This is a genomic window from Gluconobacter kondonii (genome assembly GCF_002723995.1).
Lineage (GTDB): Bacteria > Pseudomonadota > Alphaproteobacteria > Acetobacterales > Acetobacteraceae > Gluconobacter > Gluconobacter kondonii.
On sequence record NZ_BEWP01000003.1, the window covers coordinates 110,043 to 131,063 of the forward strand.

At 61.2% G+C, this 21,021-nt stretch carries 21 protein-coding genes and 1 riboswitch; of the genes, 12 read left to right on the plus strand and 9 right to left on the minus strand.

Annotated elements, in window-relative coordinates; translation table 11 throughout:
• Nucleotides 1-114 precede the first annotated feature (114 nt).
• On the plus strand, nt 115-555 hold the full coding sequence (locus GKO01_RS04545; protein ID WP_099285965.1) for a GntR family transcriptional regulator: 441 nt from the start codon (nt 115-117) through the stop codon (nt 553-555).
• A gap of 5 nt (nt 556-560) precedes the next feature.
• Nucleotides 561-1,505, plus strand: a complete 945-nt coding sequence (locus tag GKO01_RS04550; RefSeq protein ID WP_244901324.1) for a slipin family protein — start codon at nt 561-563, stop codon at nt 1,503-1,505.
• On the opposite strand, the gene gmk is transcribed toward GKO01_RS04550, so the two are convergent.
• Nucleotides 1,495-2,121: a guanylate kinase gene (gmk, locus tag GKO01_RS04555; protein WP_099285966.1), complete on the minus strand. Its 627-nt coding sequence runs from the start codon at nt 2,119-2,121 to the stop codon at nt 1,495-1,497. The genes GKO01_RS04550 and gmk overlap by 11 nt on opposite strands.
• A 206-nt stretch (nt 2,122-2,327) precedes the next feature.
• The gene (locus GKO01_RS04560) at nt 2,328-3,587 is read right to left on the minus strand and encodes an AI-2E family transporter (protein ID WP_099285967.1); all 1,260 of its coding nucleotides are present in this window, start codon (nt 3,585-3,587) and stop codon (nt 2,328-2,330) included.
• Nucleotides 3,588-3,770: 183 nt separating this feature from the next.
• Here GKO01_RS04560 and pqqA point away from each other — a divergent pair, with 183 nt between their 5' ends.
• From pqqA to pqqE, 5 genes are all read left to right on the plus strand, one after another.
• Nucleotides 3,771-3,851: a pyrroloquinoline quinone precursor peptide PqqA gene (gene pqqA / locus GKO01_RS04565; RefSeq protein WP_010502998.1), complete on the plus strand. Its 81-nt coding sequence runs from the start codon at nt 3,771-3,773 to the stop codon at nt 3,849-3,851.
• Between the two features lie 114 nt (nt 3,852-3,965).
• Nucleotides 3,966-4,880: a pyrroloquinoline quinone biosynthesis protein PqqB gene (gene pqqB, locus GKO01_RS04570; protein WP_099286109.1), complete on the plus strand. Its 915-nt coding sequence runs from the start codon at nt 3,966-3,968 to the stop codon at nt 4,878-4,880.
• Nucleotides 4,877-5,596 (plus strand): pyrroloquinoline-quinone synthase PqqC, encoded by a 720-nt coding sequence (gene pqqC, locus GKO01_RS04575; RefSeq protein ID WP_099285968.1) that lies wholly within the window; start codon nt 4,877-4,879, stop codon nt 5,594-5,596. Before pqqB ends, pqqC begins: the two co-directional genes overlap by 4 nt.
• Nucleotides 5,593-5,880: a pyrroloquinoline quinone biosynthesis peptide chaperone PqqD gene (pqqD, locus tag GKO01_RS04580; protein WP_244901325.1), complete on the plus strand. Its 288-nt coding sequence runs from the start codon at nt 5,593-5,595 to the stop codon at nt 5,878-5,880. Before pqqC ends, pqqD begins: the two co-directional genes overlap by 4 nt.
• Nucleotides 5,877-6,947, plus strand: coding sequence for a pyrroloquinoline quinone biosynthesis protein PqqE (gene pqqE, locus GKO01_RS04585; protein ID WP_099285969.1), 1,071 nt, complete (start codon nt 5,877-5,879; stop codon nt 6,945-6,947). The genes pqqD and pqqE overlap by 4 nt, the downstream gene beginning before the upstream one ends.
• Before the next feature lie 24 nt (nt 6,948-6,971).
• On the opposite strand, the gene ribH is transcribed toward pqqE, so the two are convergent.
• From ribH to GKO01_RS04610, 5 genes are all read right to left on the minus strand, one after another.
• A complete protein-coding gene (gene ribH, locus GKO01_RS04590) occupies nt 6,972-7,451 on the minus strand; it encodes a 6,7-dimethyl-8-ribityllumazine synthase (protein WP_099285970.1) in 480 nt (159 codons plus the stop codon).
• Complete coding sequence (ribB, locus tag GKO01_RS04595; RefSeq protein ID WP_099285971.1) at nt 7,448-8,701, minus strand: 3,4-dihydroxy-2-butanone-4-phosphate synthase; 1,254 nt, start codon at nt 8,699-8,701, stop codon at nt 7,448-7,450. Before ribB ends, ribH begins: the two co-directional genes overlap by 4 nt.
• Nucleotides 8,698-9,336, minus strand: coding sequence for a riboflavin synthase (locus GKO01_RS04600; protein WP_099285972.1), 639 nt, complete (start codon nt 9,334-9,336; stop codon nt 8,698-8,700). The genes ribB and GKO01_RS04600 overlap by 4 nt, the downstream gene beginning before the upstream one ends.
• Nucleotides 9,318-10,352: a bifunctional diaminohydroxyphosphoribosylaminopyrimidine deaminase/5-amino-6-(5-phosphoribosylamino)uracil reductase RibD gene (gene ribD / locus GKO01_RS04605; protein ID WP_099285973.1), complete on the minus strand. Its 1,035-nt coding sequence runs from the start codon at nt 10,350-10,352 to the stop codon at nt 9,318-9,320. Before ribD ends, GKO01_RS04600 begins: the two co-directional genes overlap by 19 nt.
• A gap of 116 nt (nt 10,353-10,468) precedes the next feature.
• A riboswitch (FMN riboswitch) is annotated at nt 10,469-10,626 on the minus strand.
• 157 nt (nt 10,627-10,783) lie between these two features.
• Entirely contained in the window at nt 10,784-10,972 is a 189-nt protein-coding gene (locus GKO01_RS04610) for an entericidin A/B family lipoprotein (RefSeq protein WP_099285974.1), read from the minus strand.
• A 179-nt stretch (nt 10,973-11,151) separates the two neighbouring features.
• On the opposite strand from GKO01_RS04610, the gene GKO01_RS04615 reads away from it, so the two are divergent.
• Nucleotides 11,152-12,612, plus strand: a complete 1,461-nt coding sequence (locus tag GKO01_RS04615) for a cryptochrome/photolyase family protein (protein WP_099285975.1) — start codon at nt 11,152-11,154, stop codon at nt 12,610-12,612.
• A 44-nt stretch (nt 12,613-12,656) separates the two neighbouring features.
• Here GKO01_RS04615 and GKO01_RS04620 read toward each other — a convergent pair whose 3' ends face one another.
• Complete coding sequence (locus tag GKO01_RS04620) at nt 12,657-13,112, minus strand: hypothetical protein (RefSeq protein ID WP_099285976.1); 456 nt, start codon at nt 13,110-13,112, stop codon at nt 12,657-12,659.
• 72 nt (nt 13,113-13,184) lie between these two features.
• Entirely contained in the window at nt 13,185-13,781 is a 597-nt protein-coding gene (locus GKO01_RS04625) for a Crp/Fnr family transcriptional regulator (RefSeq protein ID WP_099286111.1), read from the minus strand.
• Between the two features lie 271 nt (nt 13,782-14,052).
• Here GKO01_RS04625 and GKO01_RS04630 point away from each other — a divergent pair, with 271 nt between their 5' ends.
• The 4 genes from GKO01_RS04630 (at nt 14,053) to GKO01_RS04645 (ending at nt 20,887) form a co-directional block, all read left to right on the plus strand.
• The gene (locus GKO01_RS04630) at nt 14,053-14,844 is read left to right on the plus strand and encodes an OmpW/AlkL family protein (protein WP_099285977.1); all 792 of its coding nucleotides are present in this window, start codon (nt 14,053-14,055) and stop codon (nt 14,842-14,844) included.
• 260 nt (nt 14,845-15,104) lie between these two features.
• A complete protein-coding gene (locus tag GKO01_RS04635) occupies nt 15,105-16,241 on the plus strand; it encodes an efflux RND transporter periplasmic adaptor subunit (RefSeq protein WP_099285978.1) in 1,137 nt (378 codons plus the stop codon).
• An 18-nt stretch (nt 16,242-16,259) separates the two neighbouring features.
• A complete protein-coding gene (locus GKO01_RS04640) occupies nt 16,260-19,370 on the plus strand; it encodes an efflux RND transporter permease subunit (protein ID WP_099285979.1) in 3,111 nt (1,036 codons plus the stop codon).
• A complete protein-coding gene (locus tag GKO01_RS04645; protein ID WP_244901327.1) occupies nt 19,367-20,887 on the plus strand; it encodes an efflux transporter outer membrane subunit in 1,521 nt (506 codons plus the stop codon). The genes GKO01_RS04640 and GKO01_RS04645 overlap by 4 nt, the downstream gene beginning before the upstream one ends.
• Nucleotides 20,888-21,021 lie beyond the last annotated feature (134 nt).

Sequence of the window (21,021 nt, forward strand, 5' to 3'; positions counted from 1 at the left end):
CATATCACGAAGCCGGAGTCTTCCCAAGCCTTGCGCGGTTTCAAACGGTCTTGAGTGGACTTTGACACGGAATCTTCTTGACGGACGTTCCGAAAGCGGATCACTCTTGTATGCATGTCTGCTGACATAGAAACATTACTCTTCCCCACCTCACTTTCGGAGGCCAGCGCCCTGCCGCTACGCGTTCAGATCCGCGAGCGCGTGCTGGCCGCCATCGGTGCGGGTCTGCTGAAACCCGAAGATCGCCTGCCGACCATGCGCGCGCTCGCCGTTCATCTGCGGGTGGATCTCAACACCGTCCAGCGAGCCTATGCGGAGCTTGAACGAATGGGCGCGATCCGGACGCTGCGGGCCCGGGGCAGTTTCGTCAGCGACACGCCGCCACAGCCGGACGGCGCGCTCAAAGCCGCGGAAGCCCGGGCGCTCGCGGCCTCCACCATCGCCCGCAGTCAGGCCGCGGGGCTTGATCCCGAAGCGGTCGTCATCGCCATGCGCGATCTTCTCGGTCTGCCTCCCACCTCATCCGAGCCCGAGAGCGGCTCTGCCAAAGGCTGATGTCCATGCCGGATTTTCCCGTGCTTCCTTCCATGTCGCTGGTGCCATCCATGAAGCGGAAACTGCCCCTCAACACGATTTCGGCCTCCATCGCAGCGGTCGTTTTTCTGATCTCGGCCGGGCTGACAGCTCTGACGCGACAACCCGGCTGGGTTATCGGTGGCTTTGTGCTCGCCCTGCTCGTGCATCTGTCGCTCAAGATGTGCAATTCCTGGCAGCGCGTTCTTGTCCTGCGGGCAGGAAAGATTCAGGGATTGCGTGGTCCGGGCCTGTTCCTGATCGTTCCCTTCCTCGATCAGATTGACGCCGTTGTGGACCAACGCATCCGCACGGTGCCCGTGCATACGCGTCAGACCCTGACGCGTGATACGACGCCGGTGGATGTGGACGCGGTCGTGTTCTGGATGGTGCATGATCCGCTGCGGGCCATCACGGAGCTGGACAATTACGAGGGCTCGGTCTCGATGGTCGCGCTCACGACGTTGCGCGAGGTTGTCGGCAGTTCGGATCTGGCCACGCTGCTGGAAGACCGTCGCCGCATTGACGGCGAACTGCGAGACCTCATCGAAAGCAAGACCCGCGAATGGGGCGTTACAGTTCAGTCCGTCGAAATCCGCGACGTGCAGCTCCCTGACAGCCTTCAGGACGCCATGAGCCGTCAGGCGCAGGCCGAGCGCGAGCGTGCTGCCCGCGTCACCCTTGCTTCGGCGGAGCGGGAAGTGGCGCATGAACTGGCGCAGGCGGCCAAGACTTACGAAGCCGCGCCGATCGCGCTCCAGATCCTTCAGATCAACCGTATTTTTGAAATGAACAAGAACCGCGGCACCACCATCCTGATGCCGACGACCATGGCGGATGCCATGACATCCGCAACCGCCTTCGCCGCCGCGATGCAGACCGTCCAGCCGGATGCAGGTGCCCCGGCTGCGACCGGTGAAGTCAGCGGCTGAAGCTGGCGACCATGTCGGGCAGATTGCGCTGACGTCGCGTTGACAGCCGCGCGGCTGTCAGGACGGAGCGCGCCTGCGAAATCGCTGTGTCCAGCTCCGAATTGATGATTGTGTGATCGAATTCGGACCAATGGGAAATCTCGTTCAGCGCCGCCTGCATCCGCTTGGCGATTTCTTCGGGATGGTCCGAAGCGCGCTTGTTCAGCCGGCGTTCCAGTTCTTCCAGCGAAGGCGGCAGAACGAACAGGCTCACCACATCGTCCGGCAGAGCCGCGCGTAGAAGGCGGTGTCCCTGCCAGTCGATATCGAACACCATGTCATGTCCGGCGTCCAGTGCTTCCTCAACTGGTGCGCGCGGCGTGCCATAACCCCGGTCGAAGACTTCCGCCCATTCCAGAAGCTCATCATCCGCAGCCATGCGGCGGAACTCCGCGATATCCCGGAAATGGTAATGCACACCCTCGACCTCGCCCGGACGCGGCCCGCGCGTCGTAACCGAGACGGAATGGCGCAGGGTTGGCTCCGAAGCGCGCAGGGCGTTGGCAATGGTGGACTTGCCCGCACCAGACGGGGCCGAGATCACCAGACAGACGCCACGGCGAGGCAGTTGGGTCATGGGGTCTCCTTGGAAGAATGAACTGGACGGGACTGTTCTGCGGAAGCGTCTAGCGTGAAAGGGGCAGTTTTGACCAGATATTCAGAGCCTGTTTAGGGCTCTGCCCTGAAACCCGCCAAAGGCCAAGGCCTTTGGAAACCGCTTAATTTGGAATCAGGATCAAAGGGGCGAGCCCCTTTGTGGGGCTCGGGGCAAAGCCCCGATCCTCACGGCTCGGACTGCAACTGCGCAACAATGGCACTACTGATCGTCCGCCGCGTCGGGCCACCCAGAATATGTCCGAGCGGCGCCAGCACTTCGATATGGTCACAGACGATCTTGAAAACTGCGAGCATTGGCACGGACAGGAACGCGCCGGAGATGCCCCACATCCAGTCCCAGAACAGCAGCGATCCCATAACGAAAACGGGATTGAGCGTGAAGCGCCGGGCCAGCAGCATAGGCGTGATGGTCTCGCCTTCCAGCACATGGATCAGCAGATAGATCGACGGCGGAAGGAGCGCGTAAAGCAGGGAGGGGAAGCTGAAGAGTCCGACCACGAAATAGACCACCACACCCGTGAGCGGCCCGATGATGGGAATGTAGTTCAGCAGGAAGGCCAGGACGCCCCACAGAAGCGGATTGGGCATTCCGGTCGCCCAGCACTGGATCATGTTCACCAGCCCCACACCCAGATTCATCATCGTGATCGTCACGAGATAGAGCGAGACGTTCTGTTCGATCTGTGTCGCCATTTCCACGAGGCGGCGTTTCTTGGCGTAAGTCGGCATGATCTCGACGCAGCGGCGCAGAAGCGTGTCGCCTTCCGTCATGAGAAAGAACAGCATCAGCAGCATCGAGAAGAAGCCGCCTGCAAGCTCCCGCGTCCCGGCCAGAACGGAAGAGCCGAGCCGCGAGAGTGCCGTCTCCCCGCTGATCGGACCGGTGACGCCATGTGCTGTATGCGTGCTGCCGGAATGGCCGCTGAACATGGCCGACAGACGCATGTAATCGTGCTGGATCATGTCGATCGGCCCGCTGAGAACGGCCAGCTTGCTTTGCAACGCGGGGAGCGTCTGCGGCGCGCGGGTGATCCAGCCAGCCGCCGGGACGGAAATCGTCGTGGCGATTCCACCCACAATTCCAAACATCATGACAATCAGCAGTAGTCCCGCCAGATGCCGGGGCAGGCGCAGGCGTTGGGTCAGGAATCGCATGGGTGCGATCATGAGCAGGTTCAGCACGAGCGCGAAGACGAAAGGCAGGAGGATGGGGGCCGTGAAATACAGCGAATAGAAGACGGCGAGAATCGTCAGGATCAGGACACACATGTCCCGGATGTTCAGATGGTCGCGCAGCAGGTTCCGGTCGAGCGTAGGGTCCGGAAAATCGCCGTCCGGGAGCAGTTTTTCACCAGCTTTCCCAGACGGGGACGCGGTATCGCTACAGGCAGGGTCGGCGGAGGACGCAATGGGACGGCCGGACATGTTTTTTTGCCTGCAACGAAGACGGAGCTTACGGACCAGAACGGTCCGCGAAAGGACACAGTTACGTGTTCTGCCCAAAAAACCCCTTGAACTCCAGTGGCATCCGGTCACTAAATCATGAGGAGCGCCTGTGGATGTGTTGTTGTCACATCTGCCGGTTATCGGAGACCAAGGAGAAAAATCATGGCCTGGAACACACCGAAAGTTACCGAAATCCCGCTGGGCGCAGAAATCAACTCGTATGTCTGCGGCGAGAAGAAATAAGCCTCTTCCCCGAGGCCCCGTCCTTGAGGAATATGGCACGGCCGCTCCCCTTCGGAGCGGCCGTTTTCATTCATGGGAGCCGCAGGGCGCCCGATTCAGACGGTTTGTGAAAAAATGATTGATGTCATCGTGCTTGGTGCGGCGGCAGGGGGCGGTTTTCCGCAGTGGAATTCCGCAGCGCCCGGCTGTGTGGCCGCCCGCACGCGACAGGGCGCGAAAGCCCGGACCCAGGCCTCCATCGCCGTCAGCGCCGACGGAAAACGCTGGTTCATTCTCAACGCCTCGCCCGATCTGCGTCAGCAGATCATCGAGACCCCGGCCCTGCATCATCAGGGCAGTCTGCGCGGAACGCCTATTCAGGGTGTCGTTCTGACCTGCGGCGAAATCGACGCCATCACGGGGCTTCTGACGCTGCGCGAGCGCGAACCCTTCAGACTGATGGGCAGCGACTCGACGCTTCGGCAACTGGCGGACAATCCGATGTTCGGCGCGCTCGACCCTGAGATCGTACCGCGCATCCCGCTGCCTCTCAACGAACCCATGTCCCTGATGAACAAGGACGGGATTCCCTCGGGCCTGCTGCTGACGGCCTTCGCAGTGCCGGGCAAGGCCCCGCTTTATGCGGAAGCCGCAGGCTCGAAGCCCGATGAAACGCTGGGTCTGTCCATAACGGACGGGCTGAAAACGCTGCTCTTCATTCCCGGCTGCGCGCATATCACGCCGGAGATCGTGGAGCGGGTGGCTGCGGCGGATCTCGTGTTATTTGACGGGACGCTGTGGCGGGACGACGAAATGATTCGCGCTGGGCTAAGCCCCAAGAGCGGCCAGCGGATGGGACATGTTTCGGTCAATGACGCCGGCGGCCCGGTCGAATGTTTCACGATATGTGAAAAACCTCGCAAGGTCTTGATTCATATCAACAACTCCAACCCGATTCTGTTCGAAGACAGCCCCGAACGAAAAAGCGTCGAACGCGCCGGATGGACGGTTGCGGAAGACGGCATGACTTTCAGACTGGACACACCATGACGCTCCTCACCCCTGACCAGCTTGAAGAGAGGCTTCGGCAGATCGGTGCCGAGCGGTATCACAATCGGCATCCGTTTCACCGCAAGCTGCATGACGGCAAGCTCAACCGCGCGCAGGTTCAGGCCTGGGCGCTAAACCGCTATTATTATCAGGCCCGCATCCCGGCCAAGGACGCGACCCTCCTTGCACGTCTGCCCACAGCCGAACTGCGCCGGGAATGGCGGCGCCGGATCGAGGATCATGACGGCACCGAGCCCGGAACGGGGGGTGTCGCGCGCTGGCTGATGCTGACGGATGGTCTGGGGCTGGATCGCGACTATGTGGAAAGCCTCGACGGCCTGCTTCCGGCGACGCGTTTTTCAGTTGATGCGTATGTGAACTTCGTGCGGGACCGCTCCATTCTGGCCGCCATCGCGTCCTCGCTGACGGAGCTGTTTTCGCCCACGATCATTAGCGAGCGCGTCTCGGGGATGCTGCGGCACTATGATTTCGTGTCGGAAAAGACGCTGGCCTATTTCACGCCCCGTCTGACCCAGGCGCCGCGGGATTCTGATTTTGCTCTGGCCTATGTCCGCGAAAATGCCCGTACGCCCGAGCAGCAGAAAGAGGTTCTGGAAGCTCTGGAGTTCAAGTGCTCCGTGCTGTGGACCATGCTGGATGCGCTCGATTATGCCTATGTAGACGGCCACATTCCGCCGGGCGCCTTCGTGCCATGATGGACCAGTCCTGTGTTGCGGAGGAGAGTGTTCTCTCCTTTGCGCGCGGTCATCGGCTTCAGCACGATCGCGTGAGAGACCTGTGGATCGTGCAGGCGCCTGAAAAAGCGTTTGTGATCGAGGGTTCCGCACCGCATATTCTGCGGCTTCTGGATGGAGAGCGCAGCGTCGGCGACATCATCCAGCAACTTGCAAACGAATTTTCCGCCCCGCGTGAGGTCATTGCGAAGGATGTCCTCGCGCTTCTTTCTGAACTGACAGAAAAGAACGTCCTGCACACATGACTCTTCCTTCGCCGCCGATGAGCCTTCTGGCTGAACTGACGCATCGTTGCCCGCTTTCCTGCCCCTATTGCTCCAATCCGCTTGAACTCGAACGAAAAGCCGCCGAACTCGACACAGCCGGCTGGCGCTCTGTGCTGGAACAGGCCGCCGAACTCGGTGTGTTGCAGGTTCATTTTTCCGGCGGTGAGCCGATGGCCCGACCCGACCTCGTCGAGCTGGTCGCCCTCGCGCGGGACCTCAATCTGTATTCCAACCTGATCACCTCCGGCGTCCTGCTTGACGAGGCGAAGCTGGAGGCGCTGGACAAGGCGGGGCTGGACCACATCCAGCTGTCCTTTCAGGACGTGACGGAGGCGGGCGCCGAGCGGATTGGCGGCCTCAAGGGGGCGCAGGCCCGCAAGATCGAGGCGGCACGGCTTATTCGGGCGTCCGGTATTCCGATGACGCTCAACTTTGTGGTGCACAGGGAAAATGTGGCCCGTATTCCCGAGATGTTTGCTCTGGCGCGGGAACTCGGGGCCGGTCGGGTGGAGATCGCGCATACCCAGTATTATGGCTGGGGACTGAAAAACCGCGACGCGCTTCTGCCCAGCCGTGAGCAGCTTCAGGAGGCCACACGCGCTGTCGAGGCAGAGCGTGCGAAGGGTGGTCTTTCGGTTGATTATGTGACGCCGGATTATCATGCAGACCGGCCAAAACCCTGTATGGGAGGTTGGGGTCAGCGTTTCGTGAATGTCACACCCTCAGGACGGGTGCTGCCGTGCCATGCGGCTGAAATTATTCCCGATGTTGCCTTCCCGAATGTGCAGGACGGGACCCTGTCGGACATCTGGAACTGTTCGCCCCTGTTCAATATGTTTCGGGGGACGGACTGGATGCCGGAACCCTGCCGGTCCTGCGAGCGCAAGGAGCAGGACTGGGGCGGATGCCGCTGTCAGGCGCTGGCGTTGACGGGGAATGCCGCCAACACCGACCCGGTCTGTAGTCTCTCGCCGTTTCACGACCGTGTGGAAAAGGCCGTGGAGGAAGCATCAGAAAAGCCGGAACTTGTGTACCGGCGTTTCTGACAGGCGGCGCTTTTCCAGCAGGGATCAGGAGCGGACGGGCACGTTGCGCAGGAAGGCCAGTGTTTCGACACAGGCCGCTGCGGCTTCACGGCCTTTGTTTTCGGCGTCTTCGCGGGAGCGGTCCACGGCCTGCTGTTCGGTGTAGGTCGTCAGGATGCCGAAAGCGATCGGCACTTCGGTGGCAAGCTGGGCCTGCATGATGCCGATGGTGGCACCCAGCGAGATGAACTCGAAATGCGCGGTGTCACCCTTGATGACGCAGCCGAGGCAGATCACGCCCTCGTATTGGCCGGATTTCGCCAGACGCTGGGCCAGAATGGGGAGTTCGAACGCGCCCGGCGCGTCATAGACGTCCACATCGGTGATGCCGCGCTCTTCGAGCCATTCCAGCGCGCCGTTCTTCAGGCCGCCGGTGATGCTCGTGTTGAAGCGGCTGGAGATGATGGCCACTTTCGGTGCGGGAGAAAGCTGCAGGTCGGGGGCTACGGGGATATGGGTGCTCATGCCGGCTGTTCCTGAAGGAAATGGCCCATCCGTGTGCGTTTGGTCGCAAGATAGGCGCGGTTGAAAGGATTGGCTTCGATTTCCAGCCGCTCGCTGGACTGCACGTCAAAGCCGAAGCGGACGAGGTTGGATTCCTTGTCCGGATTGTTCGTCAGAAGACGGAGCGAACTCACGCCCAGATGCCGCAGCAGGTCCGCCGCTGCGTCCCATTCGCGGGCATCGGCGGGCAGGCCAAGGGCCTCGTTGGCCTCGACCGTGTCCATGCCATGATCCTGAAGCTCGTAGGCGCGGATCTTGTTGGCCAGTCCGATCCCACGGCCTTCATGGCCTCGCAGATAAACCAGCACGCCGGACTCGGATGCCGAAATCCGCTCCAGAGCCTCGCGGAGCTGCGCGCCGCAGTCGCAGCGCATGGAGCCGAGCGCATCGCCCGTCACACATTCCGAATGCAGACGCACCAACGGCACGCCCTTGGATGGATCGCCCTTCACCAGCGCGACATGCTCTACGCCATCGACGGCGCGGAAGGCGTGGATGCGCAGATCGTGGCCGCCGAAAATGCTGGGGAGGGCGGATTCGGCCACCATTTCGCCCGCAGCCGGAACGGGCGTGCAGATCAGATCGTGGCCCGCGATGGCGCCACGTCCATGCTCGCGGCACCAGTCCTGAAGGTCGGCGATGCTGACGATGGGCATGTTGTGGCGGGCGGCGTATTTCCGCAGTTCCGGCAGGCGCATCATGCTGCCGTCATCGGCCATGATCTCGCAGATCACGCCCGCGGGTTCCAGCCCGGCCAGACGCGCGATGTCGATGGACCCCTCCGTATGACCGTTGCGGCCCAGAACGCCCTCGGGATGCGCGCGGAGCGGGAAGATATGCCCCGGCGAGACGAGGTCGTCTGGCTTAGCTGCGGGGTTGGCGGCGATGACGATCGTGCGGGCGCGGTCTGCGGCAGAAATGCCGGTCGTCACACCTGTTGCCGCTTCGATCGAAACCGTGAAGGCTGTGCCACGCGGGTCGCGGTTGCGGGCCACCATGGGGGGCAGGGCCAGACGGTCCGCCTGTTCGGCTTCCAGTGGCAGGCAGATCAGGCCGCGCGCCTCACGAACCATGAAGTTGATGGCTTCCGGCGTGGCGAACTGCGCCGCCATGACCAGATCGCCCTCGTTCTCCCGGTTTTCGTCATCGACCATGACGACCATGCCGCCAGCGCGGATGGCCTCGATGGCGGTTTTCAGGGACGGCTTCATGAGGCCACCTTTCCAAGGCTGGGGGAGAACCGCAGCAGGTTCTCGACATATTTGGACAGCACATCGACTTCCACATCCATCCGGTCTCCGACCGACAGCGTGGAGAGGTTGGTGTGCTCCCAGGTGTGCGGGATGATCGTCAGGCCGACTTCAAAACCGGGCTGATTGCCGCGCGTGATGTCGTCATGCAGATCGTTTACCGTCAGGCTGATGCCGTCGAAGGTGATGGAGCCCTTTTCCACGACATACTGGCGCAGCGCCTGCGGGACGAACACGCGCAGGGCATAGGAATCCCCGGCTTTTTCAACGCTGGCGAGGGTCGCCACGCCATCCACATGACCCTGCACGATATGGCCCGAAAGGCGCGTACTGGCGGCGACGGCGCGTTCCAGATTGACGCGCGATCCGGTTTTCAGCTGATCCAGCGGTGTTCGGGACAGCGTCTCGCCGCTGAGATGGAACGTCGCCACGCCTGCTGAATCGAAAGTCTCGACCGTCAGACACACACCATTGATCGCCACGCTTTCGCCGAGTTCCAGATCGGGGAATCCGGTCTCTACGGTCAGGTCCATGGCCTTGTCGCGGACGGAGGCGGCGCGGACTGTGCCCAGACGCTCTATGATTCCAGAGAACATGCGTTTTCCCTCAGCAGTCGCAGCGGGCTTTCGTCCCGCGATTTCAGATCGATGCGGTCAGTGGCCGCAGTTTTATGAATGGTGAGCCAGTCGTCCCACAGCCCGGCCTCGGCGACGGAGGCCAGCAGGGCCGGTCCGGCTTCGATCATCGCCCAGTTTGCGCCGCGCTCCGCCAGCAGGGCCGGGACGGAGAGCAGGTCGGAACTGGTAAGGACCTCGAACCCATTTTCTGTCATCTCCGCAACCCAGTCCGCCGGAAGGCGGCCGTGGCGGTCGCAGACGACCAGAAGGCGCGGCTTGCGGCCCTCATGGTCCGGGATATGCCGGACTGTGAAGCGCGGGCGGTCCGCCAGAACGGTGCCGATCCCGGTGATGATTGCGTCCGTCGCCCGGCGTAGGCGATGCGCGAGGGTGAGCGAGGTCGGGGAGGTGAAGGTTTTCTGGCCCGGCGGTGGCACCATGGAGCCGTGTTTGTCCAGCGCCTGTTTAACACTGATCCATGGGCGGTGCCGGACGACGCGGCTTGCGAAAGGGGCCAGAAGGGCCTGGCAGTCGCGGGCCAGATCGGCCATGTCCGGCCGGTCCGCCAGCATGACCACGCGTTTTGCACCGGGCTCTTCGCGCAGCCGGACGGCTCCACCCGATGCCTGCGGGTTCGGATCGGCCACACCAATCCAGACCTCCCGAACCGGGCTGTTGCGCAGGGCCTCGCTGCACGGAGGGGTGCGCCCGGTGTGATTGCAGGGCTCCAGCGTGACGAGGGCCACCCGTGCCTGATCCAGTACACCCGCCGCACGCGCCTGCGCCAGAGCCATGGCTTCAGCATGGGGCTGTCCCGCGCGTGGATGAACGCCGACCGTCAGCACACGGCCTTCCGCATCCAGTAGCGCACATCCGACGGACGGGTTGGGTGCCGTGGCACCAAAGGTCTCGACAGCCTGCGAGATGGCCGCACGAAATCCGTCGCGAATGGTGCTCGGTGCTACGGTGTCGGAAAAGGTGGTCTGGTCAGGCAAGTTGCGTCTTCTGGTCCCGTTACGATCGGGACGTCCGCAAGGCGCACGCTGCCCTTAGCCGGAACGGAAAACAGGCGGGGCGGCAAGTGCCCAACCTGTCCGTGACCGGACAAGTGCTGCGTTCTCTTCCATCCGGACTATGACCGTCGGCTCCGGAGTCTCACCGGATCTGCTTGTCCCTTCCGGACCGAAATCCGGAAGGCGCTCGCGGGCTGAGGCGGATAAATCCGCCAATACCGCCGGTGGGGAGTTTCACCCCGCCCTGAGAACGTCTGTGTTCGAATCAAACTATGGAACCGTCCGGACAGGAATGACAAGCAAAAATCTACAAAGGCCTGTTCTCCAAGCCGAAGTCAGGACGTGCCGATACAAAAAAACCGCCGGTCGGGGACCGGCGGTTCTGAAAGCCCGAACTGGGGTTTTCGCGAAAATCAGGGGGAAACGCCCGTGTGACGGTCAATCGCGCCCTGCGTTGCGGTTGCGCCGCGGGTAACGTTGTGACCGACGGAGCTCACGTCCTGACCAGCGCCGCGCACGGTGTTGCAGGCAGACAGCGTGACGGCCGAACCCGAGAGAAGGGCCAGCGAAAGAGCAATACGTGCAATGAACTTGGTGGACATGAAAAAATCCTCTTGAAGAGCGTTTCGCCATCTAAACGACATTTCATGACAATGGTTCGCGGCTGTGGGAGAAATTTTTTCAGACTATCCCCGGTCCGGATTGAAAGTCGTTTCATCCGCTCTGAACGAATGGTGCTGTGAGGCGCTTTGTGAAGAGTTTTCGCTTTTTGTGAGGATCCATGCCCCGTTCCCGGACCCAATCTTCTTCTTCCCGACAGACCCGGCCAGCCATCGTCTGGTTTCGGGACGATCTGCGTCTGGCGGACCATCCTGCGCTGCATGAGGCGGCGTCCGGTCGGCCGCTGATCTGTGTTTATGTTCTTGATGACGTGACCCCGGCTCTGCATCCGGTCGGATCGGCGTTGCGGTGGTGGCTTCATGGGGCACTGGCGGATCTACGCGCGCAACTGGAAAGTCGGGGCGGGACATTGTTGACTCTCGCGGGGTCTGCCGAGGATCTGCTTCCGCAGCTTGCGCGGCACATGGATGCGGGTTCAGTACACTGGCACTATCGTCTGCATGAACGCGAACGGGCGCAGGACGATCGGATCCAGCAGGCTCTGGAACAGCAGGACTGTGAGGTTCGGGCGCACTGGGGAACGGTTCTGCTTGATCCGGACACGGTGCGGACGAAGCAGGGTGGATTCTATAAAGTCTGCGGTTCATTCTGGAAAGCGCTTCAGACGCACATCGTACCGGAGCCGTTGGGAATGCCGGACGGGCTATCATTTCAGGATGTTCCGGACTCTGTTCTGCCGGATAAACGGTTGAATGAAGCGGATCTCTGTCCGCGGGTTCCGGACTGGGCAGCGGGGTTCCGCACAACTTGGGAGCCGGGAGAAGCGGAAGGGCAGGAGCATCTTGAAGATTTTCTGAAAGATGCTGTTGCAGAGTATCCGAGGGGTCGGGACAGGGTGGCGGAGGAAGGAACGTCGCGCCTGTCGCCGTATCTTGCGTCCGGTGCGGTTTCACCTCGTCAGGTCTGGGCGGCGTTGCAGACGCATGGCGCGCATACGGATGGGCCGCGGATTTTCCTGTCAGAGCTCGGATGGCGGGAATTTGCCCGCTACACGCTGTATCACCTGCCGCAACTGCCGTTTGAAAACCTTAGTGCGAAATTTTCCGGGATGCGTTGGCGGAACAGTGCCGCAGATCTGAAGGCGTGGCAGCGCGGGCAAACCGGGGTGCCGATCGTGGACGCGGGGATGCGCCAGCTCTGGCAGACGGGCTGGATGCATAACAGGGCGCGGATGATCGTGGGGTCGTTTCTGACGAAGCATCTGCTGATCGACTGGAAAGAAGGGGAGGCGTGGTTCCGCGATACGCTGGTGGATGCGGATTTTGCGAACAACGCCATGAACTGGCAGTGGGTCGCGGGGACGGGCATCGAAGCCACGCCGTTTTTCCGGATTTTCAACCCGACGCGACAGGCCGAAAAGTTTGACCCGGACGGCGATTATATCCGTCAGTGGGTGCCTGAACTGCGCCGTCTGTCAGGAAAAGCGCTGTTCGAGCCTTGGGCCGCGAAGGAGGCGGATCTGCGACAGGGGGGAGTGATTCTGGGCAAGACCTACCCGCGCCCCATCGTCGATCTGAAAGACGGGCGGGATCGCGCCCTTCAGGCCTTCAGGGCGCTTTGAGGCCCTGAAATTCCGGCCCCGCGAAAGGGGCCGGAGCGACCGGATCAGAGGCCGCCGTTCAGGAAGTTGCTGACATCGCCGCGGGTTTTGCTGCCCAGAGCGTTGAGGCGGTTGCGCTGTTCCTGCGGGGCATTCTTGAGCTGCTGCAAGCGCTGGTTTTCCTGATCGCGCAGGTTGGTCAGCTTGGACTGTTCGCCAGCGATCTGCTTCTGAAGACGCGCCTTCTCGTTGGCCGGAGCGTTCGTGTATTTGTCCTTCAGGTCCTGAATCCGCTTTTCGCGCGCGGCCTGAGCGTCCTGCGACTGCTTCTGGTAGTTCTGGACCTTGCTGTTCAGGCAGTCTTCCCGCTGTGCCAGACGTCCGATGACATCATTCTGGCCAGTCTGCTGGCAGGCGCTGGATGCTGTGGTGCCCGCCGCATAAGCCTGCGGAGCAAGGGAAACGGCTCCGGCAATCAGTCCGACAGCAAGCATCGTGCGGGGGGAAGGAATGAAAATCATGACATCTCCTGTAAACGATCAGTAAAACATAGAGCGTCCTGATGGCGGGAATGTGGCTTTTTGAAAAGGGTCCTATTCCATGCCTTCTGCGATCGTCGATATCCGTTCAGGCATCAGTAATGTGATGTGGGTAATGCTTCGGATACTGATGAGTTTTTCTTTTTTGAAGGCGCTGAGGATCCGGCTGACCGTTTCAATAGTGAGTCCGAGATAATCCGCGATATCAGTCCGGGGCATTGGCAGGTCGAGTTCGACCGGGTGGGAGAGGTCTGGCTTTTCCAAGTGCTGGCAGCGTTCGATCAGGAAGGTGGCCACGCGCTCGCGGGCTGTCTTGCGGCCCAGCAGGGTCATGCGGGCCTGCATCAGGGCGAGTTCGCGGGAGGCTTCTTCGCGCAGGCGGTGTTCAAGGTTGGGAAAACGTTCGGTCAGGCGCTGCATGCCGGCATGGGGGAAGCGGCAGAGCGTTGCTCCGCCGAGGGCTTCGGCGCCGAAAGCGTAGCTGGTCGAGGCGGCGAGTCCGAGAAAATGTCCGCCTTCTGCAAAGCCTGTAATCTGGCGCCGCCCATCCGGCAGAAGCGTGAAGAGTTTGACCCTGCCGCCGGTCACCACAAAGAAATCGTTGGCCGGTGCGCCCTCTTCTATAAAGGATCGACCGTCGGCAACGGTCATTCGTGAAGACTCGTTGGCAAGAATGGCAAGGTCACAGTCGTCAATGCTGCTGCACACGCTCAGACGTCGTCCTACGCAATGGGCGCATCGATCATGGACATCTTCAGGAGTATGTGACGCAGACATGATGAATCCTGTTCCCGTTGTGCTGAGCGCAGCCTGAAGACTTTCAGCCACACTACCACATAATTTACCAGACTTGATTCAGGTCAATGTGATGGAAGGGGAGGAGTGCTTTGTGAGGCTCAACGAATGGTGATGGAAATTCCAGATGAAATTTAACGCTTTCGCGCTGGCTGCCGCAGTCGGCGCCGTTGCAACTCCCGCGTTTGCACAGGTTTCTGCTCCGGCTCCGCAGGCCACGGTCAGTGCGCCGATGACGGCGGCTCCTGTGCCGTCCGTGAACATCCATGCACCTGCGTCCGGCCATTGCGGCCTCTTCCAGACCTGCGCCAACACGCGCATCGGTCTGGGCAAGGGTGACTTCATCGTTCGTCTGTCCGCCCTTGGCGTCATGCCGGAAGACCGTGACAGCAGCCTGAGACTGAACGGCGCGCATCTCGGTGGCCGCGTCAAGACGACGCGTCAGGTCATGCCGGAGCTGACGTTTGAATATTTCTTCACGGACAACGTTTCGGTCGACCTGATTGCCGCCAGCACGCGTCATGAGATCGCTGCTGAAGGCGTTCCGGGTCTGGGCAAGGTTGATGTGGGCAGCGCCTGGGTTCTGCCGCCGACCGTCACGTTTGCTTGGCATTTCCGTCCGCACAAGCGCTTCAACCCCTATGCGGGTATTGGTGCGACGCTGGCATGGTTCCATAACGTGTCCCCTGCTGGTGGTCCGCTCACGCAGAAGCTCAATATCGGCGTGACGGGTGGCCCGTCTGTCAATGTCGGTTTCGACTATCAGGTCGTTGGCAACTGGTTCTTCAACTTCGACGTCAAGCAGATGTTCATGCGGGTCCATGCCTGGGCGCAGAACAATGCCGAGACCACGAAGATCACGGCGCATGACTCGCTCGATCCGACCGTCGTTGGTGCAGGTATCGAATACCGCTTCTGATTTTCGGGTCAGAAACTGGCGTATCAGGAAAGCGGCCTTTCTCCGGAGGGCCGCTTTTTTGCATTTTTGCGGCAATCACATAAAACTTTTGCAATCCGGTCATTCGGTCAGTGCAAAAATCTCTTCGTTTCCGTATGTGACGTCTGGCGTCCTTCCATGGGATATGAAATCGTTCGGGTCGTGGCCAACAGGCCATTCTCTAGACGTTTCAGTCAAAACGGGACGTCTGTCCTGACAGAGTTACGGGGTTTTCTATCAGCATGCGCGTTACCCGCGTCGGCGCGTGGGCCATTGGCCTGCTGTGCCTGACCATCCTTCTCGTCGTCGTTCTGCGATTCCGATCCCCGCATTCGACTGTTGCAGCGACCGAACCTCCTATGGTGACGCAGTCGAAGGGCGGTCTTGTCGTCCGGGAAGGTAGTCCGCTTGAGAAGCGTCTGACGATACAGGCCGCTGTAAGCGTCTCGCGTGATCACGGCATTCTGCTTCCCGCGCAGGTCATGACGGAACCCGACCGGCAGGTGAATGTGTATGCGCCGGTCGCGGGTCGGATTACGGATGTTCTGGTCCATCTGGGTCAGCATGTGCAGCGCGGACAGGTTCTGGCCACGATTGCTGCCGGTGATCTGGATCAGGCCTGGGCTGACGATACCCGTGCTCGTGCCGCTCTTGATTTCGCACGCCGTGCCTATGCCCGCGCGCAGGGTGTTCAGGCGATCGGTGGAAATGCCGTCAAGGATATCGAAGCCGCCCGTAACGATCTGACGCAGGCACAGGCCGAAGCCGAGCGCACGCAGCGCAGGCTTCAGGTTCTGGGCGCGCGCCCAGGCTATTCCGCAAAGGGACAGGCGCCGCTCGTGTCCCCCGTGGATGGTGTCGTCTCCACGACGATCATGGCACCGGGGGAAAACATCACCGATCCGACCGCCATCCAGATGACGGTTCTGGACCTGTCGCAGGTCTGGATTGCCGCGGCCATTCCGCAGGAAAATCTAGCGCAGATCGGTGAGGGCAACGTGCTGTCCGTCACGTTCGACGAGTTTCCGGGACGGACCTGTTCGGGTCAGGTCATCAGTTTTGATCCGGCACTTCATATCGATACGCGCCGGATCAATGCTTATGTCGCCTGCCCCAACACTGATGGCGTCCTGCGTCCGGGCATGTATGTGAATGCGACCCTGAACATTCCGCAGCCCAGTGAGATCATTATTCCCAAGGCCGCCCTTCTGATGAACAACGATCAGGTGTCGGTTTTCATTGAGACCGCGCCCCACACCTTCCAGCGGCGCGACATCACCATCAGCTATGATGAAGGTGAAAACGTCCGTGTGCTCAAGGGCATTTCCGCAGGAGAACGCGTCGTGACGAGCGGTGCCATTCTCCTGAACGATGACTGATCCGGTGGCCCTGAGCTGATGATCGAGCGTTTCATCTCCTGGTGCTTCAATCACCGGAATATTGTTTTCTTTTCCGCCCTGATCCTGGCGCTTCTCGGTGGTCTTTCGTGGAAGATCCTGCCGGTCGAGGCCTATCCGGATCTGGGCTCAGTCAGTGTATTGATCACGACCCAGCAGGAGGGGCTGGCCGCCGAGGAAATGGAGCAGCAGGTCACGATCCCGCTTGAGCGGACGCTGGCCAGCGTTCCCGGCGTGACGGACAGCCGCTCCACCAGCACGTTCGGCCTGTCACTGATTACGCTGATCTTCCGTGAAGGCACCAATGTCTATGCGGCGCGTCAGCTCGTCGAGACGCAGCTTGCCAACAATCCGCTGAACAATGGCGCCATGCCGTCTCTGGGGCCGATTTCAGGGCCGAGCGGCGAGATCTATCGCTATACGCTGGAATCCGACGACAAGAACCTGATGGAGCTGTCCGATCTCCAGCGCTGGACCATTATTCCGGCGATCCAACGCGTGCCTGGCATTGTCAATGTGGACAATTTCGGCGGTTTGACGCGCGAGTATCAGCTCGTTCTCGATCCTGATTCGCTGCAACGCTTTCATGTCGGCCTCGAAGACGTACTGACCGCCATTCGCAACAGCAACGCCAATGCGGGTGGTGGGCGTGTGAGCCGGGGCGAGCAGTCCTATATCATCCGTGGGATCGGGATGATCCGTAATCTCGATGACATGGGGAACATCGTTGTCGCCAGCCATGGTGGTGTGCCGGTTTTCGTCAAGGATCTGGGGCGCGTCCAGTTCGGGCATCAGGTCCGTCAGGGTATTCTCGGCAAGGACCGCAACCCCGATACGATCGAAGGTGTGGTGACGATGCTGAGCGGGGAAAACCCCTCGCTCGTGCTCGACGATCTGCATAATACGGTGGCGAAGCTCCAGCAGCAGCTCGCGCCTAGCCATGTCCGTATCGTGCCGTATATGGACCGTGACCATCTCGTGCTCTCCACGACGCACAAGGTCACGGAAACGATGATCGAGGGCATCGTCCTCGTCTGCGTGATCCTGACCCTGTTCCTCGGCAGCCCGCGCAGCGCCATCGTCACGGCCGTGACGATCCCGCTCGCGCTGTCGGTTGTGTTCGTGCTGATGCACAGTCTCGGGATGTCAGCGAACCTGTTTTCGCTTGGCGCCATCGATTTCGGCGTGATTGTGGATGGTGCCATCGTCATTACCGAGACGATCCTCCGCATCCGTGAGGAACGTCCGACCGAGGCGCTCGATCCTGTCGAGGTTCTGCCGGTCGCGCAGCGTGCGGGGCGGGCCATCTTCTCGTCCACGCTCGTCATCATCGTGGCCTACAGTCCGCTTTTTGCGTTCGAGGGCAGTGAGGGCAAGCTCTTCCGCCCGATGGCCTATACCGTCAGTTTCGCGCTGCTGGGTGCTCTGCTCTGCGCCCTAACGCTCATTCCGGCCCTGACCTATCTGGCGCTGCGCAAACCCAAGCATATCTGGCACAACCGCCCGCTGGAATGGCTACATGCCCGCTATACCTACTGGCTAGGACATTTCATCGACCGTCCGCTGATTGCCTATGGCGCGGGTCTCGCAGCGATGGTCACGGTCGTGTTCCTCGGGGCGTCGATCGGGCGGGAGTTCCTGCCGGATCTGGATGAAGGCTCGCTCTGGCTTCAGGTGCAGATGCCGACCGGCATCTCTCTGGAGAAGGGCGAGTCCATCGCCAATGAACTGCGCCATGCAGTCCGCGAGTTCCCCGAAACGTCCTATGCCATTACGCAGCTTGGGCGTTCAGACGACGGAACCGACCCCTGGACGCCGTCGCATATTGAAATGCCGGTCGGCCTCAAGCCGTATGACCAGTGGCCGTCAGGTGAGACCAAGGCGCAGTTCGTCGAACGTCTGCGTCGGCGTCTGTCGCAGATTCCGGGGATCGATTTCGGCATCAGCCAGCCGATTCAGGACAATATGAGCGATCTGGTCGGCGGTGCGCACAGCCCGCTGGTCCTGCGCGTTTACGGAAACGATTTTCAGGAACTGCGCCGTATTGGTCAGCAGATCGTGGATATTCTCCATCAGGTTCCGGGCACGGCTGAAGCGTCGATCTTTCAGGAACCGCGTATTCCGCAGATTGAAGTGGTGGCCGATCGTCAGGCTGCCGCGCGTTACGGCATCAGCATTTCGGATATTTCCGATGTCGTGTCGAACGCCATTGGCGATGCACCCATCACGACCGTTTATGTGGGGGACCGCTTCTATAACGCGACGCTCCATATCCGCCGCAAGGACCTGCAGGACATGCAGTCCCTGTCGCAGATCCCCCTTCTGGATGCGGAAGGGGCCTATATTCCGCTGTCTCAGGTCGCGCATGTCGGGCTTCATATGGGCGAGAGCAACATTGCCCACGAAATGAGTCATCGTCAGGTCACTATCCGCGTGGATAATGGCAAGCGTCCGCTGTCGCAGTATCTGGCGGATGCGCAGGGCCGGATCGACCAGCAGCTGCATTTCGACAAGGAAAAATACACGCTCGAATGGGCTGGCTCCTTCCAGCAGGAAGAGCGGGCCCAGAAGCGCCTCATGATTGCGTTGGGCGTGATGTTCGCGGTGATGTTGGTTCTGCTGTTTGCCGAGTTCCGCAAGATCCGGCAGGCATTGCTGATCCTCAGCGTCGTGCCGCTGGCGACGCTGGGTGGCCTGATCGCGCTGCATGTCCGGGGTGAGACGCTCAATATCGCGACCGCCGTGGGCTTTATCGCGCTGTTCGGTGTGGCTGTACAGAACGGCATCATCATGATTGCCAGTATCAACCGCCATCGCGTGGAAGGTCTGGGTGTGCGCGACGCCACCATCGCCGGAGCTGCCGAGCGTTTCCGTCCGGTGCTTATGACCGCGACAGTGGCCACGGCTGGTATGCTCCCGGCCGCTCTTGCCACGGGTGTGGGCACGGACGTGCAGCGCGGACTGGCGACGGTTGTGGTGGGCGGTCTGGGGATCGCCACGCTGCTGACGCTGTTTGCCCTGCCGGTCTATTTCAGCGAGCTTGAAATGTGGGTTGAACGCCGCGATGCGAAGAAGCGTCCGCAAGTTGCCTCAGAGGGAGCCGGATCATGACGATGCGCTCCGTGATGTCTCGTCGTGCGTCGTTTCTGCTGTGTCTGACGGCGCTTTCCGCCTGCGCGGTCGGCCCGGATTTCCATCGCCCGGACCTACCGAAGAACGCGGCCTATGAGGGTCAGCCCCTGACCGAGACCGCCGGGCATGGTGTGGCGGGTGCAACCATACCGCAGCAGTTCCAGTCCGGCGTGGATATTCCGGGCCAGTGGTGGATGGTGTTCGGCAATCCGTCCCTGAATGCGCTTGTCGATCAGGCGCTGGCCAACAATCAGTCCCTGCGCGCCATGCAGCAGGGGCTGAAATCCGCGTGGGAACAGCGGCGGATCGAGGGGGCGGGTCTTTATCCGACGCTTTCGGCTTCGTTCAACCCGACGCGGAACAAGACGTCCAAGGTCTACTCTCCCGTTCCGAACTCGAATGTGTGGCTCTATAATGTCCACACCGCGCAGCTGAATATTGGTTATGTGCCGGATCTGTGGGGCGGAACGCGTCGCGCGATCGAGGCCGCCGGAGCGCAGGCGGATCTCCAGAAGTTCCAGCTTGAAGCCACCGCGCTGACCATGATTTCCGATCTCGTGAATGCGACGATTGAGGAAGCCACGATCCGCGCCGAGATCGACGCCACGAACGAACTGATCCGCAGCCAGCGCGCCGTGCTGAAGACGGTAACGGCCGAGCAGGGCATCGGAAACGCATCCCGACAGGACATTGCGCAGCAGCTGGCCTCCGTGGCCCAGCTTGAGGCTACATTGCCCGGTCTGAGCCTCCAACTGGCGCAGACGCGGGACCAGATGGCGGTTCTGGTGGGCGTGACGCCCAACACGCCGCTGCCCGAGTTTCGTCTGGAACAGTTCACCCTGCCGAAGACTCTCCCGGTCTCGCTGCCGGCTGACCTGCTGAACCAGCGCCCCGATATCCGCGCGGCTCAGGCCCAGATCCAGTCTGCCAGTGCGCAGATCGGTGTGGCCATCGCCAACCGTTTACCGAATGTGCAGCTCAGCGCCACACCGGCGCAGGCCGTGGGCGTGATGAGCGATTTCTTCAAGCCCGGTTATGGCAACTGGACGATCGCCGCGACCGTCATGCAGCCGATCTTTCAGGGTGGTTCGCTCCTGCATGCAGAGCGTCAGGCGCGTGACAATCTGCTTCAGGCCAACGAGACCTACAGGGCCACCGTCCTGTCCGCCATTCAGGACGTGGCGGACAGTCTGCATGCCGTCACGTTCGATGCCGATGCCCTGAAGGCCGACGAGGAGCTGCTGAAGGCCACGACGCAGAGCATGACGATTGCCCGTGGGCAGTTGCGTCTTGGGGATGTCAGCGAGCTCGTGCTGCTTCAGGCCCAGCAGACAGACGCGCAGGCGCGTCTGGCCTATGTTCAGGCTGAGGGCGCACGGTTCTCTGACAGCGTCGGGCTGTTTCAGTCCCTCGGCGGGGGCTGGTGGAACCGGAATGACATGGGCATGACACCAGCGGCCCAGAAGGCGCTTGGGAAGTCGTTGGTGCCTTGGTGAGGTTCAGGGCTCTGCCCTGAAACCCACCAAAGGCCCAACGTCGATAAGAGGGGCCTTTGGAAACCATTACGTTTGAATCGGGATCAAAGGGACTGAGTCCCTTTGCGGGGTTCCGGGGCAGTGCCCCGGAGACG

Bases quoted from the DNA above. Each gene is read 5' to 3' on its own strand.
- GKO01_RS04545 (WP_099285965.1), top strand. From the start codon at position 115: ATGTCTGCTGACATAGAAACATTACTCTTCCCCACCTCACTTTCGGAG.
- GKO01_RS04550 (WP_244901324.1), top strand. From the start codon at position 561: ATGCCGGATTTTCCCGTGCTTCCTTCCATGTCGCTGGTGCCATCCATG.
- gmk (WP_099285966.1), bottom strand. From the start codon at position 2,121: ATGACCCAACTGCCTCGCCGTGGCGTCTGTCTGGTGATCTCGGCCCCG.
- GKO01_RS04560 (WP_099285967.1), bottom strand. From the start codon at position 3,587: ATGTCCGGCCGTCCCATTGCGTCCTCCGCCGACCCTGCCTGTAGCGAT.
- pqqA (WP_010502998.1), top strand. From the start codon at position 3,771: ATGGCCTGGAACACACCGAAAGTTACCGAAATCCCGCTGGGCGCAGAA.
- pqqB (WP_099286109.1), top strand. From the start codon at position 3,966: ATGATTGATGTCATCGTGCTTGGTGCGGCGGCAGGGGGCGGTTTTCCG.
- pqqC (WP_099285968.1), top strand. From the start codon at position 4,877: ATGACGCTCCTCACCCCTGACCAGCTTGAAGAGAGGCTTCGGCAGATC.
- pqqD (WP_244901325.1), top strand. From the start codon at position 5,593: ATGATGGACCAGTCCTGTGTTGCGGAGGAGAGTGTTCTCTCCTTTGCG.
- pqqE (WP_099285969.1), top strand. From the start codon at position 5,877: ATGACTCTTCCTTCGCCGCCGATGAGCCTTCTGGCTGAACTGACGCAT.
- ribH (WP_099285970.1), bottom strand. From the start codon at position 7,451: ATGAGCACCCATATCCCCGTAGCCCCCGACCTGCAGCTTTCTCCCGCA.
- ribB (WP_099285971.1), bottom strand. From the start codon at position 8,701: ATGAAGCCGTCCCTGAAAACCGCCATCGAGGCCATCCGCGCTGGCGGC.
- GKO01_RS04600 (WP_099285972.1), bottom strand. From the start codon at position 9,336: ATGTTCTCTGGAATCATAGAGCGTCTGGGCACAGTCCGCGCCGCCTCC.
- GKO01_RS04610 (WP_099285974.1), bottom strand. From the start codon at position 10,972: ATGTCCACCAAGTTCATTGCACGTATTGCTCTTTCGCTGGCCCTTCTC.
- GKO01_RS04615 (WP_099285975.1), top strand. From the start codon at position 11,152: ATGCCCCGTTCCCGGACCCAATCTTCTTCTTCCCGACAGACCCGGCCA.
- GKO01_RS04620 (WP_099285976.1), bottom strand. From the start codon at position 13,112: ATGATTTTCATTCCTTCCCCCCGCACGATGCTTGCTGTCGGACTGATT.
- GKO01_RS04625 (WP_099286111.1), bottom strand. From the start codon at position 13,781: ATGACCGTTGCCGACGGTCGATCCTTTATAGAAGAGGGCGCACCGGCC.
- GKO01_RS04630 (WP_099285977.1), top strand. From the start codon at position 14,053: ATGAAATTTAACGCTTTCGCGCTGGCTGCCGCAGTCGGCGCCGTTGCA.
- GKO01_RS04635 (WP_099285978.1), top strand. From the start codon at position 15,105: ATGCGCGTTACCCGCGTCGGCGCGTGGGCCATTGGCCTGCTGTGCCTG.
- GKO01_RS04640 (WP_099285979.1), top strand. From the start codon at position 16,260: ATGATCGAGCGTTTCATCTCCTGGTGCTTCAATCACCGGAATATTGTT.
- GKO01_RS04645 (WP_244901327.1), top strand. From the start codon at position 19,367: ATGACGATGCGCTCCGTGATGTCTCGTCGTGCGTCGTTTCTGCTGTGT.